The 13758-nt window shown below is 56.7% G+C and carries 7 protein-coding genes; 5 read left to right on the top strand and 2 right to left on the bottom strand.

What is annotated here, in order from left to right:
* Nucleotides 1-110: 110 nt before the first annotated feature.
* The gene (locus tag P1X16_RS26890) at nt 111-1163 is read right to left on the bottom strand and encodes a FecR family protein (protein WP_277235586.1); all 1053 of its coding nucleotides are present in this window, start codon (nt 1161-1163) and stop codon (nt 111-113) included.
* Between the two features lie 125 nt (nt 1164-1288).
* Complete coding sequence (locus tag P1X16_RS26885) at nt 1289-1888, bottom strand: RNA polymerase sigma-70 factor (RefSeq protein ID WP_277235583.1); 600 nt, start codon at nt 1886-1888, stop codon at nt 1289-1291.
* Between the two features lie 625 nt (nt 1889-2513).
* Here P1X16_RS26885 and P1X16_RS26880 point away from each other — a divergent pair.
* From P1X16_RS26880 to P1X16_RS26860, 5 genes are all read left to right on the top strand, one after another.
* Nucleotides 2514-5774, top strand: coding sequence for a TonB-dependent receptor (locus P1X16_RS26880; protein WP_277235582.1), 3261 nt, complete (start codon nt 2514-2516; stop codon nt 5772-5774).
* A 21-nt stretch (nt 5775-5795) separates the two neighbouring features.
* The gene (locus P1X16_RS26875; protein ID WP_277235580.1) at nt 5796-7571 is read left to right on the top strand and encodes a RagB/SusD family nutrient uptake outer membrane protein; all 1776 of its coding nucleotides are present in this window, start codon (nt 5796-5798) and stop codon (nt 7569-7571) included.
* Between the two features lie 183 nt (nt 7572-7754).
* Entirely contained in the window at nt 7755-8603 is an 849-nt protein-coding gene (locus tag P1X16_RS26870) for an endonuclease/exonuclease/phosphatase family protein (protein ID WP_277235578.1), read from the top strand.
* A 242-nt stretch (nt 8604-8845) separates the two neighbouring features.
* Entirely contained in the window at nt 8846-10504 is a 1659-nt protein-coding gene (locus P1X16_RS26865; protein WP_277235576.1) for an alkaline phosphatase family protein, read from the top strand.
* A 245-nt stretch (nt 10505-10749) separates the two neighbouring features.
* A complete protein-coding gene (locus tag P1X16_RS26860; RefSeq protein ID WP_277235574.1) occupies nt 10750-13755 on the top strand; it encodes a SusC/RagA family TonB-linked outer membrane protein in 3006 nt (1001 codons plus the stop codon).
* Nucleotides 13756-13758: the final 3 nt, after the last annotated feature.

Raw genomic sequence — 13758 nt, 5'->3', positions numbered from 1 at the left:
ATTACGCCTGTTGAAAGCGTGCTATTTAGCAGAAAACCAACTAGTTAAACTGCAACTAAGGATCAAAAGGGAAGGGGCAGCAAGGCGCTGCTGCCGGCTATGACGAAGGTCTATTGCGAGCAGCCATTGCTATCGAACTGAATTCGAGCGTTGTCGGTAGGAGAGTAGCTGGCGCCGAGCGCGGTGCAAAGCATATCCAGCTTCTCGTAGAGCGATTCTTGGTAGAAAGTAACTGTGATGGTACAGTTAATGAGTTTGCTTTGGTTGTAAGCAATGTCGACCCCGTACGATTTTTCCAGTGCCTCCAACACCTTACTTACGGGCTGCTTTTCAAACGTAAGGGTCAGGGGAGCCAGGACTAGCGGGTTTGCGACCAACTTTTTACGCAGTGGGCGCGGCGCTAAAGCAGAATACTCCACTTGCTGATTCGGCAGCAATACAACGCCCCGGGTAGCGGGCCGCACGGGAGTGGCGCTCAGTTCGGCACCCTGACGTATTTGGACCGACACCCTTCCTTCATGCACGGCTACTTCGTTTTTGCGGCCAGCGTAGGCCTTCACCCGGAAGCTCGTACCGAGCACCGTCGTCACGAGTTGGTCGGTGTAAACGAGAAAAGGCCGGGCCGGATTTTTTGCCACCTGGAAGAAGGCTTCTCCTTTTAGTTTGACCTCACGGCGCGGCCCAGCTAGGCCGGACTTGTATTGCAGGCTACTACCCGGATATAATGTTATCCGGCTATTATCTGCCAGGGTAAGTAACTGGACTTGTTTGCCAGCATTGCGGTGCTGCACCCAGCTGCTTGCGGCCGTACTTGCTGATGTAGCGGTTTCCGATTGCCATTTGTGGGGCAGAACTGCCACTAACGCTGCTCCAATCAAGAGTAAAACTGCTGCTACCCAGCGTACGACTGGCGCATGCCAAAAGGAGGCTGGGTGTTGTAGCACGCGACCGGTAGGCGCTACATTTTCGTTGGCATCATTGGTAAGATGCTCGATTTGACGCCACATAGCTACGCGTACCTGTTCGTGTTCGGAACGAGGAAGGCGTACGTTTTCGGGTGCTCCAAGCTGGTTGCTCCATAACTCAACCAACTCTCGCTCTCCTGGCCGACTGGTGCCGTCGAGGTAGCGTTGGAGCATGTCTTCGAATTCGGCTTCAGTCATTGCAATTGCCTGAGGTGAGCGTCCAAAAAGAAAGACGCCTACCTCGGCCTTACCCCTAAAGGGTACAGAAACTTTTTTTCTGGCAACTACTTCGAGCAGCTTGTTTTTGCTAGCTCTGCTGTTGTTCAGTGGATAAAAAGCAGAAAGGGTAACACCGTAACCAGGAATTCGCGCAGGTAGGTACGCAACAGTTTCAACGATTTTGTGAGGTGGTACTCAACTGCTTTGGGGGTTACGTCCAGGCGGGTGGCTATTTCCTCTACCGACTTGTGCTCTAATCGGCTTAATTGGAATACTTCCCGCGACTTTTCGGGTAGTAGCGCAACACCCCGCTGAAAGGCCGCCGACAAATCGGTGGCGGCCAGCGCTTCTTCGGTTTCGTGTGTCGTCTCGACCAGTAGGTTGCGGCAGTAGTCGGCGTAGTGGGTTCGTACCCGGTTGGCGCGAATGTAGCCCAGCACGCGGTGATTGATAGCAACCAGTAAGTAATGATCCAGCTGCGTAATAGTCTGCTGAGCGCGCTTATGCCAAAGCGTTGCAAATAAGTCCTGCACTAGCTCTTCCGCCGTTTCCCGCGACTTCAGCTTGCGGTAGGCTAACGCAAACACCCGATACCAGTACCGCTCATACACTTCGGCGAAGGCTCCCCGATTATCCAGCGCCAATGCTTCCAATAAGGCAGCATCAGTCCAAGAAGCATATAACCGGATAGGTGAAGGACTCACTCGAGTAAGTAGTACGGGTAGGAATTTCAGTTAAGAGCAAGATAAATGTACTAATCTATAATGAAATAGTAATAGTAGTAATTTGGCGTTTATCTCGACAATACAGGAGCGTATAAAACTGACATCTGTATGAACTGCGCGAGTAAATACATACTGCCTGCTCTAAAAAACACTTTATTTTACCTGCACGCTTGTTGCCTGAAAAGGAAGCCAACGATTTGCCGGGTTCCATAGCTGTGCGGTTCACGTTGTTCACCGACTATTCATGGACCCGGACGCAAGCCTAACCCTTCGTTTGAGGCTTAATTGAAAGCAAGCAATTGCTAGCCTTTACAAGCTGTAAGGTTACGCTACTATTATTTGTACAAAAAGTTATTGATGACTTTGTGTTACCAATTTGTCAAGTCTGGCCACAATAAAATACTGCTTGTGGCTGCCCTCTATATTTGCACGATCAAGTAATAGAATAGGATTCGAAAGGGTCTACAGGCTACTTACGCTACATATAAGTAGTTGCAACGGTGCTAAGGCAGCCGGTTGAACAAGGTATTTCTTTCTGTGAAGCAGGCGCCCCGCGTGTTGGCGTTAGGGGTATGCTTTGTCATCAAATAATACCAACGAGTGCATGAAAACATCTACGTTTCTTTTTAACTGGCAACGCAGTTTTCTGTTGCCAGTGGCAGTGTGCGCTAGTATCCCGGCATTTTCGCAGCAAGCCCAAAACATTACGGGGCGGGTGACCGATAAAGCCGGGGAAGGGTTGCCGGGTGTTACTGTGCTGGTGAAAGGTACCTCCGCTGGAACCGCAACCGACAATGCCGGCAATTACAGCTTGTCGGCCCCAGCCGAGGCGAGTACACTGGTAGTGTCGTTCCTAGGGTTTCAGTCGCAGGAAGTACCGATCAACCAGCGCTCGACCATCAACGTCACGCTCAGCCAGGACAGTAAGGCCCTCGATGAGGTGGTGGTAGTGGGCTACGGCACCCAAAAGAAAGTGAACCTGACCGGGGCCGTGGACCAAGTGGGCGCGGAAGTGCTGGAAAACCGCTCGGTGCCAAATCTAACGCAGGGGCTGCAAGGCGTGCTGCCCAACCTGAACTTGGTGCCCGGCGATGGTAAGCCTACGCAGTCGCCGGCCTACAACATCCGGGGGACCACCTCGATTGGGCAAGGCGGCAACGCCTTGGTGCTAATTGATGGGGTGGAGGGCGACCCGAGTCGGATCAACCCCAATGACGTGGCCACCGTGTCGGTGCTCAAAGATGCGTCGGCAGCGGCTATTTACGGGGCACGCGGGGCTTTTGGGGTGGTGCTCATTACCACCAAGGCTCCGGCCAAAGATAAAATTAGCGTGGCCTACTCGTTCAATCAGGCCATTAAGAGCCCTACTACGGTACCCGATTTTGTCACCGACGGCTACCAGTTCGCCACCATGTTCAACGAGGCTTGGTCGGCGGGCAGCAACTACTCGCAAACTCCGCAGAACGTCAACAAAACCGTGCGGTTTTCGCCGCAGTACCTGGCTGAGTTCAAGCGGCGCGCCGAAGACCCAACCTTGCCTAAAGTGGAGGTAGGTGACAACGGCGAGTATGTGTACTACGAAAACACCGATTGGTACAAGGAACTGTATAAAAAGCGCACTAGCTCCACCGAGCACAACGTATCGGTGTCGGGCAGCAGCGGCAAGGCCAGCTTCTACGCCACTGGCCGCTACTTCAACCAAGACGGGCTGTTTCGCTACAATTCCGACGATTACCGCATGTACAACTTCCGGGCGAAGGGTTCTATCGACCTGTTCCCCTGGTTGCGCATCGACAACAACACCGACTACTCCAGCATGCGCTACCACAACCCGCTCAACGTGGGTGAGGGCGGCAGCATCTGGCGCAACATTGCCGATGAGGGTCACACCATGGCGCCCATGTTCAACCCCGATGGCACGCTCAGCTACTCGGCGGCCTATACGGTGGGCGACTTCTGGTACGGCAAAAACGGTATCGACTTCGATGAGCGGGTCACGCGCAACACCACTGGTTTTCTAGCGCACTTCTTCCAGGATAAGCTCCGCCTCAACGGCAACTTCACGTTCCGCAACACCGACAACGACCTTACCCGAACCCGGGTGCCGGTGCCCTATAGCCGCAAGCCCGGCGTGATTGAGTACGTAGGCACCAACACCAATGATTTGCTGCGCAACTACCGCCAAACCCGCTACCTGGCGGCCAACCTCTTCGGTGAGTACGAGACCACCTTCAACGAGGCGCACTACTTCAAGGCCATGGTGGGCTACAACTACGAGCAATCCACTTACCAGGCCCTGCAAACGCAGCGCAACGGCTTGATTTACCCGGACGCCTCCGACCTCAACTTGGCCCTGGGCCAGGCCATTACCACCCAGGGCGGCTGGGAGCAGTGGAATATCCTCGGGGGTTTCTACCGGCTCAACTACTCGTTTAAAGAGCGGTACTTGCTCGAAGCCAGTGGCCGCTACGACGGCTCCTCGAAGTTTCCGCAAAACCAGCGCTATGCTTATTTTCCGTCGTTTTCGGCGGGCTGGCGCGTGTCCAACGAAGGGTTCTGGAAGGTGTCGCCGGACTTGATTTCCGAGCTTAAAATTCGGGGTTCGTACGGGGCCTTGGGCAATGGCAACATTGCTTCTTATGCGTATCAGGAGCAGTTCGCCATCCTGCAGTCGGGGCGGGTGCTGAACGGGGTGCGGCCGCAGTATACCAGCCAACCGGGCGTTATTCCGGCGGGTCTCACTTGGGAAACTTCGACTACGCAGGACATTGGCCTGGATTTGAGCGCGCTCAATAACCGCCTAACGCTGAACGCCGACGGCTACATCCGCAACACCACCGATATGTTTACGGTGGGTATGACGTTGCCGGCCGTTTTCGGTACTGATGTGCCCAAAGGCAACTACGCCGACCTTGAAACCAAAGGCTGGGAACTGGCCGTGAGCTGGCGCGACGAGTTCAGCGCGGGCGCCAAGCCGCTCAGCTACGGCCTCCGCCTCACGCTAGCCGACTACCAAGCTAAAATCACCAAGTACAACAACCCCAACAAGCGGCTCACCGACTACTACGAAGGCCAGCAGCTCGGCGCCATCTGGGGCTACACCACGGCGGGGTATTTCACGTCGCCCGACGACGTAGCCAACTCGGCATCGCAGGCCCTCTTCTTGGGCGGCACCTCGGGTTTGCTGCCCGGCGACATCAAGTTTGAAGACGTGAACGGTGACGGGGTCATCAACAACGGCGACAACACCGTGGACAGCCCCGGCGACCGGCAAGTGATAGGCAACGCGCTGCCGCGCTACACCTACGGCGCCATGCTCGACCTGAATTGGAACAACTTCTTTTTCTCGACCTTCTTCCAGGGCGTGGGGCATCAGGACTGGTATCCGGGGGCGGAAGCGGGCGTGTTCTGGGGCCAGTACAACCGGCCCTACAACAAAATCCCGAAGTCGCAGCTCGGCAACATCTGGTCTGAAGACAACCCCAATGCCTACTTCCCGCGCTACCGCGGCTACATCGCCCAAAACGGGGGCGGTACGCTGACCCAAACGCAAACGAAGTATCTGCAAAATGCGGCGTATATCCGGTTGAAAAACATTCAGCTTGGCTACAACATGCCTGTATCCTTGATCAGCCGCGTGAAGATGACCGCGGCCCGGGTGTACTTGTCCGGCGAAAACCTCTGGTCTTGGTCGCCGCTCTACAAAGTCACCAAGGACTTGGACGTGGAAAATATTGGCCGCTCGGATGTGGTGCTGAGCCCGCCAAGCGCCACCAGTACCGACCCCAACAACAACAACAGCGGCAACGGCAACAACTACCCGATTCTGAAAAGCCTGACGCTCGGGTTGTCCGTGACTTTTTAAGGGATGAAAAACAGCAACGTCATGAAGCACTATTTTGGTTGGCTCTTATGCCTGAGCATCGCGCTGATGGGCTGCGAAAAGCTAGACCAGGAACCGCAAGCCACGGTCACGGGCGACGCCGTGTTTGGGAGTGAACGGGGCATGGAACTGTACGCTACGTCGTTCTACGACGTGTTGCCCACGGCCAACGACATTCACCGGGGCGACGCCATGTCGGATTACCTGGCCCGCACGCAGGTGCCCGATCTGCTAGTAACCGGCGTGTACAACGCCCGGCAAAGCAGCGGCTGGGATTGGCGGGCCCTGCGCAACATCAACTTCTTTATTGCCAACGCCAAAAACCCCGCCGTGCCGCTGGCCGTCCGCAACAATTACGTGGGGATAGCGCGGTTTTTCCGGGCCTGGTTTTACTTTGACAAGGTGCGGCGCTTCGGGGATGTGCCCTGGATCAGCAAGCCGCTCGACATGGCCGATCCGGCCCTCTACAACGGCCGCGACCCGCGCACCCTGGTGATGGACTCGGTGCTGGCCGACTTGAATTTTGCCTGCGCCAATATCAATACCACGCCCGACAACAGCCGCAGTTTGATTACCAAGCAAGTGGCCTTCGCTTTCAAGTCGCGAGTGTGCTTGTTTGAAGGCACATTTCGTAAGTATCATACCAGTTATAACCTGGGTAGCAGCGCCAACTTCTGGCTAACCGAAGCGGCTTCGGCGGCCAACAGCGTCATGACCAGCGGGGGCTTCAGCCTCAACACGGCAGGCGGAACTGACTTGTCGTACCGGCAACTGTTCGTCAGCCAGGCACCAATGGCCAGCGAAATCATTCTGGCGGCCGTGGCCGATCCGGCCCTGAGCGTGTACAATGATGCCAACTGGTACTGGACCAGTGCCACCTACGGCGTGCGCGGCAGCTTGATCCGCACCTTTGTCAATACCTACCTCAACCAAGATGGCACGCCCTTTACCAGCAAGCCAGGCTATGAAACGATGCCGTTTGCCCAGGAAGTGAAAAACCGCGACAAGCGCCTGCAGCAAACTATCCGGATGGGCACCTACAAGCGCCTCAACGGCGGCACACCGGAGCCCGCGCCGCCGGTGTTTTCCTACACCTACACCGGCTACCAGCCCATCAAGTGGACCGTGGACGACACGTACCCCGACGGCGGCACGCGCAACACCAATTCCATTTCCACCATCCGCTATGCTGAGGTGCTGCTTAACTACGCCGAAGCCAAAGCCGAACTTGGCACCCTCACGGACGCGGATTGGGCCCGTACCATCGGGGCGTTGCGGCAGCGCGCCGGCATCACGGGCGGCCTGACGGCCAAGCCCACCGTGGTGGATCCGTACCTGCAAACCAAGTATTTTCCCGGCATTACCGACCCCACCTTGCTGGAAGTGCGCCGGGAGCGGGGCGTAGAGCTGGCCCTGGAAGGCTTCCGCTTCTACGACATTGTGCGCTGGCACCGCGGCGAGCTGATGGACATGCCTTGGAACGGCTTCTACGTGCCCGCCCTCAACCAACCTCTGGACTTAAATGAAGACGGTATTCTTGATGTTGCCTTCTACACCACGCTACCAGCCACGCGCACCCCAGGCGTAACCTACGTGAACGTGGCACCCACTACCGGGAGCGGCACCAACCCCCAGCGGCTCAGCAACGGCAGCAACGGCGAAATCACCTGGCTCAACAACATTACCCGCAAGTGGGAAGAAAAGTACTACTTGTATCCAATTCCAGAATCCGACCGCCTGCTCAACCCCAAGCTAGGGCAGAATCCGGGCTGGAAATAAATTGGTAGTGAGTAGTGGGTAATAAGAACGGTCATGCTGAGCTTGTCGAAGCATCTCGCTCGAATCGTTGTAATGCTAAATGAGATTACTACACTAGCGAGATGCTTCGACTGCGCTCAGCATGACCGTTGTTATTACCCACTCTCGCTACTCTCCACCGAAACAATATTTTTTCCGCTTCTTATGCTCAAACGGCTCTTTTTCGCTGTCCTGCTGCTGGTTTCAATTAAGCTGCCGGCCCAAACCCTGAAGGTGGCCACCTACAACATCCGCTACGACAACAAGCAAGACACGGCCAACGCCTGGAAAAACCGCTTGCCTCACATGGCCAAACTGATCCGCTTTCAGGACTTCGACGTGTTTGGCACGCAGGAAGTGCTTTACAATCAGCTTCAGGATTTGGCCGGTCAGCTCCCCGGCTACGCCCACCTCGGGGTAGGCCGCGACGATGGTAAGCAATCCGGTGAGTTTTCAGCCATCTTCTACAAGCAAGACAAGTTCAAGCTGCTTCAGCAAGGCACCTTCTGGCTTTCGCCCACCAGCACTGTGCCCAGCAAGGGCTGGGATGCCGCCCTGCCGCGGGTCTGCTCGTGGGGGCAGTTTCAGGAAAAGGCGACCGGCTTCACGTTCTATTTGTTTAACACCCACTTCGACCACGTGGGTGTAGAAGCGCGCAAGGAAAGCGCCAAGTTGATTTTGGCCAAGATCAAGCAGATGGCCGGCACCACGCCCACCATTCTGACCGGCGACTTCAACATCGACCAAACCAACGAGAGCTATACCATCCTCGGCACGACCAGCAACCTCAAAGACGCCTATGAAACGGCCAAGGTGGTGTATGCGCCCAACGGCACGTTCAACGGGTTCAATATAAAAGCCAAAACCGACGCCCGCATCGACCATATTTTCCTGACTCCCGCCTTTACTGCCACCCGCTACGGCATTCTGACGGATACCTACGGCGGCGGCAAATTTCCATCAGACCATTACCCGGTAGCTATTGAATTGCAATACCAGGCCAAGAAAAAGTAGGTAGTAGCCCGAGCTAATAAAGCAGAGTAGTTTCCGTGCTTGGCCGTTGTCGGCAGGCCGAGCACGGAAGCTAGCTGCCTTCGACTCGTCGTCCGACGTAGGCGGTGACTACAAGCTTCCGACGAGAGCGTTGAAACCGAAGAAGTGTAGGCTTGGAGTATGTTACCTATGCGCCAAAATCAGTCTGAACCATTTACATCCTGTTAGCACGCACTCCCTTACGTGGAGTGCGTTTTTTTAGTATGACCTTGAAATTCTTGCTGGCCGCTGGCCTACTGCTAAGCAGTACGATGCTGCCGGCTCAAAACCGCCCCGTACCCAAGCTCATGGTGGGCATCATGGTTGACCAGATGCGCACCGACTACCTCACTCGCTACGGCGACCAGTTTGGGCCGGATGGCTTTAACCGGCTCCGCAGAGAAGGCTTCGAGTGCCGCAACACGCAGTACAACTACATTCCTACCGTGACTGGTCCAGGCCACGCGTCGGTGTACACGGGCACCACGCCGCGCTACCACGGCATCGTGGGCAACTCCTGGTACGACCGCCGTCTGCGCCACGACGTGTATTGCACCGACGATACCACTGTGCAATTGGTAGGCACCACCAGCAAAGGGCTAGGGGTGTCGGCTCGCAATCAAGTAAGCACTACCCTCGGCGACGAGCTGAAGATGACGTATGGCGGGCGTAGCAAGGTATTAGCGCTGTCGCTCAAAGACCGGGGCTCGGCCCTTCCGGCTGGGCACATGGCCGATGGCGCGTTCTGGCTAGACGTAAATACCGGCGACTTTATTTCCAGTACCTACTACATGCCGCAGCTGCCGGCCTGGGTGCGCGACTTCAACGCCCAGAAAAAGGCCGACGCCTACCGCCAGCAAACCTGGACGCCCCTGCGCGAGCCAGCCGCTTATCTCAACAGCCTGCCCGACTCCAACCGCTACGAGCGTATTTTCAAAGGCAAAACGGCCGCTACCTTCCCGTATCCGCTGGCAACCTTAGCGCCACTCAACCCGCCCGCTTACGAAAGCATGTACACTTCGCCCTTCGGCGATAATTTGGTGACGGACCTCGCACTGGCCGCTTTGCAAAGCACCGACCTTGGCCGCGACGAAGTGCCCGATTTGTTGGCTATCAGCTATTCGAGCCCCGATGCAGTAGGCCATGCGTTCGGTCCGCTTTCCAAAGAAGAAAACGACTTGTACTTGCGCCTCGACCTTGAAATTGCCCGGCTTCTGCAGGCTCTGGATAAAACGGTGGGCAAAGGCAAGTACACGGTGTTTCTGACCTCCGACCACGGCGCCAGCGAAGTGACCCGTTACCTGGCCGACCATCAAGCCCCCGTGGGTTCCTTTTCGCAAGCGGCTCTCAACCAAGCCGCTAACGCGTACTTAGTAACCCAGCTCGGCCCCGGCCAGTGGATAGAAGCCGAGCGTGGCCGCATGTACTACCTCAACCGGCCCCTGATGAAGCAGCAAAAAGTGGAGCCGGCCCGGGCGCAACAACTGCTAGCCGATTTTCTGCGGGAGCAGCCCGGTATTGTTCAGGTCAATACTACCACCCAGCTGCTAAACGCCAGCTACACCACCTACCTCGAAACGAAGCTGCAAAACGGCTTGTACTTCCCCCTCTTCGGTGATGTGCGCTTCGAGTTGCAGCCCGGTTGGACCGGCGACATTGGGGTGGGCGCCAGCCACGGCACCGGCTACGCCTACGACAGCCACGTACCGCTACTCTGGTACGGCATGGGCATCCCCACTGGCGTTAGCTACGCGCCGCACGTTATTACCGACATTGCGCCCACTGCCGCTATGCTGCTCAACAGCAAACTGCCAAGCGCCTGCACCGGGCAGCCCATAGTGGAAGTATTGAGCGGACCTACCCCTAAAAAGGGCCGCAAGTAACTTTAGCCTACCAAACCTTAAGCCACAGAAACGGCGCTTGCTGCTACCAAGCAAGCGTTGTTTCTGTGGCTTTTCTATGTAAAGAATAGGGTGGTTGCGCCCCAAAGTGTGAAGCAGCTGTTATTAAATTCTTTACAATTAGATATTGTATATATACTAACCGTAACACTTGGGTCACGTTGCCATAACAAGTGCGCCGTTGTTTTGCAGCTTCAAAGCAAGCATCAAAATTTTACTGTGCACGCATGAAAAAATGCTACTCCACGCCCTTGTTATGGCTGGAATTCAATCGTCTTCGATCTTGCAAACTGGTTTTGCCGCTGCTACTCGCCCCGGCGGTGGCACTGGCACAACAGACCGTAAAGGGCACCGTAACCGACGAGAAAAATGCGGCGCTGCCCGGCGTTACTATCCGGATTAAGAACGGCAGCACGGCCGCTGCCACCAACTCTGATGGCTCGTACAGCATCCAGACTACGGGCCCCGCTGATATTCTGGTATTCTCATTTGTAGGCTCGGTAAGCAAAGAGGTGGTAGTCGGCACCCAGACCAGCCTGAACGTAACGATGCTGCCCGATGCCCAGAAGCTGAAAGACGTGGTGGTTATCGGCTACGGTACGGCTAGCCGCCAGGACATTACGGGCGCCGTAACTTCTATTAAGTCCGAGGAATTCAACCAGGGTGTGCTGACTACGCCCGCCGAGCTGCTGCAAGGCAAAGTGGCGGGCCTCAACATCAGCAAGAGTGGTGACCCCAATCAGCGGCCGTCGGTGGTGCTGCGCGGCCCGAGCACCATCCGCACCGTAAACGGGGGCGTAACCGAGCCGTTCTATGTCATCGATGGGGTGCCGGGCGCGAGCATCGACCTGCTGGCCCCCGACGACATTGCCACCATTGACGTGTTGAAAGATGCGTCTTCCACGGCCATCTACGGTACGCGGGCGGCCAACGGCGTCATCATTATCACCACCAAGCGGGCCAAAGCGGGCCAGTCGCGCCTGACGTACAGCGCCTACGGCGCCGTATCGAAGGTGTCCAACAAAATCGAAATGCTCAGCGGCGACGAGCTACGCCAGTACCTGGCCAACAACAACACCCGTCCGCTGGCCACGCCCACCGACGACGACGGTTCGAACACCAACTGGCAGGACTTGATTGAGCGCACCAGCTACTCCACCAACCACAACCTGTCGTTCACGGGCTCGGCTACTGCCACCGACTACGGCGCGAGCGTAAACTACCTGAAAAACAACGGCGTGTTGATCAATACATCGTTGAAGCGCCTGATCTACCGGGGGTTCATCAACCAGCGCTTTTTCAATAACCGGCTCAAGCTGGGCGTCAACATCATCAACAGCAGCACCACCCAGAACGATATTCCGCAGAACAGCACGCTACAGGGCATGCTGTTCTACTTGCCCACGGTAAGCCCCTTCAATCCCGACGGCACGTACAAGGAAAACTACACTCGCACGGGCAGTGGGCCGCTTAATCCCCTCTCGCTGGCCAACAACAACCGCTACGTTACCAAAGACAACAAAACGCTGGTGAATGGTTTGGTGCAGGTGGACGTGCTTACCGGCCTCAAGCTGACGCTGAGCGGCTCCACGCAGCGCGCCCAAACCAACCTAAGCAGCTACCTCAACAGCCAGTCGGGCTTGGCCGTGAACCTGGGCGGGGTGGCCCGCCGTGCCGAGTACGTGAACACCAACGACGTGCTGGAAGCCTACGCCAACTACGACCGGGCGTTTGGGCAACACAGCCTGCAACTGCTGGGCGGCTACTCCTACCAGCAAGACCGCACCAACGACGGCTTCGGCATTACGACCCAGAACTTTGCCAACGACGCGCTAGGCGCCAACAACTTATACCTGTCGAACCCCTCGTCGCTGGCCCAACTTTCCTTCGACAACAACCCGATTTCCACATTGCGGCTCGCCTCGCAGTACGCCCGCGTGCAGTACCAATACGCCGACCGCTACTTGGCGCAGGTGTCGTTGCGGCGCGACGGCTCGTCGGTGTTCGGTGTCAACAACCGCTACGGCTACTTCCCGACGGCGGCCCTGGGCTGGCGCCTCATCAACGAGAACTTCATGCGCAACCAGCAGCTGTTCTCCGACCTCAAGCTGCGCGCCGGCTATGGCGTGTCGGGCAACAGCCAGGGCTTTGATGCCTTCTCGGCCATTCTGATTTATGGCACGCCGCCCGGCAGCAGCAAATACCTCAACAACGGGGTTATTGCCAACGTGGTGAATGCCGTGCGCAACGAGAACCCCGACTTGAAATGGGAAAGTACCGCCACCACCAACGTCGGCTTGGACTTCGGCCTGTTCCAGAACCGCATTACGGGCTCGGTGGACTACTACGTCAAGAAAACCAGCGACTTAATTGACGACGTGCTGCCGGTGTCGTCCACCGAGTTTCAGTACACCACCTACACCGCCAACGTGGGCGAAATGACCAACCGCGGCGTGGAGGTGGCCCTGAGCGTGGTGCCGGTGCAAACCACGGCCTTCACCTGGCGCTCGTCGCTGAACTTCTCGCACAACAAAAACAACATCGACAACCTGTCGACCGACCGTTTCACGATTCCTTACATCCAAACGGCGCAGCTAGGCGGGAAAGGGCAGAGCGGCAACTACAGCCAGATTGTGCAGCCCGGTTCGCCGCTGGGCACGTTCAGGCTGTGGCACTACCTGGGCAAAAACGAGCAGGGCGTGAGCACCTACCAGAAGGCCGACGGCAGCTTAACGGCCACCCAGCCGCTCACCACCGACATGCAACTGGCGGGTAGCGCCCAGCCCAAGCTAATCTATGGCTGGGCAAACACCTTCAATTACAAGGGCTTCGACCTGAACTTCTTGGTGCGCGGGGTATACGGCAATAAGATCCTGAACGCCACCCTGGCCGGCCTCAACAACCCGGCCGACGCGCGCCTGCAAAACATTCCGCGCTTCACGCAGGGCGAGGCCTTCACCGACATCAACGCTTACCTCATTTCCGACCGTTTCCTGGAAAGCGGCTCGTACTTGCGCCTCGACAACGCCACGCTTGGTTACACCCTTCGGCCCCACACGCAGTACGTACAGGCCCTGCGCCTCTACGTGGCGACCAACAACCTGTTTATCATCACCAAGTACCGGGGCATCGACCCCGAAATCAACATCGGGGGTCTCACGCCGGGCATCGACAACAACAACTTCTACCCCAAGACCCGGACGTTCACGCTGGGGCTGTCGGCTACCTTTTAATCA

The organism is Hymenobacter sp. YC55, assembly GCF_029433095.1.
In the GTDB taxonomy this organism is placed as follows: Bacteria; Bacteroidota; Bacteroidia; order Cytophagales; family Hymenobacteraceae; genus Hymenobacter.
This window is presented reverse-complemented; position numbering and strand designations above follow the sequence as displayed.

What these genes read in the sequence shown, in the direction of transcription:
- P1X16_RS26865 (WP_277235576.1), top strand. Translation starts at nt 8,846, where the DNA reads ATGACCTTGAAATTCTTGCTGGCCGCTGGCCTACTGCTAAGCAGTACG.
- P1X16_RS26860 (WP_277235574.1), top strand. Translation starts at nt 10,750, where the DNA reads ATGAAAAAATGCTACTCCACGCCCTTGTTATGGCTGGAATTCAATCGT.
- P1X16_RS26890 (WP_277235586.1), bottom strand. Translation starts at nt 1,163, where the DNA reads ATGACTGAAGCCGAATTCGAAGACATGCTCCAACGCTACCTCGACGGC.
- P1X16_RS26875 (WP_277235580.1), top strand. Translation starts at nt 5,796, where the DNA reads ATGAAGCACTATTTTGGTTGGCTCTTATGCCTGAGCATCGCGCTGATG.
- P1X16_RS26880 (WP_277235582.1), top strand. Translation starts at nt 2,514, where the DNA reads ATGAAAACATCTACGTTTCTTTTTAACTGGCAACGCAGTTTTCTGTTG.
- P1X16_RS26870 (WP_277235578.1), top strand. Translation starts at nt 7,755, where the DNA reads ATGCTCAAACGGCTCTTTTTCGCTGTCCTGCTGCTGGTTTCAATTAAG.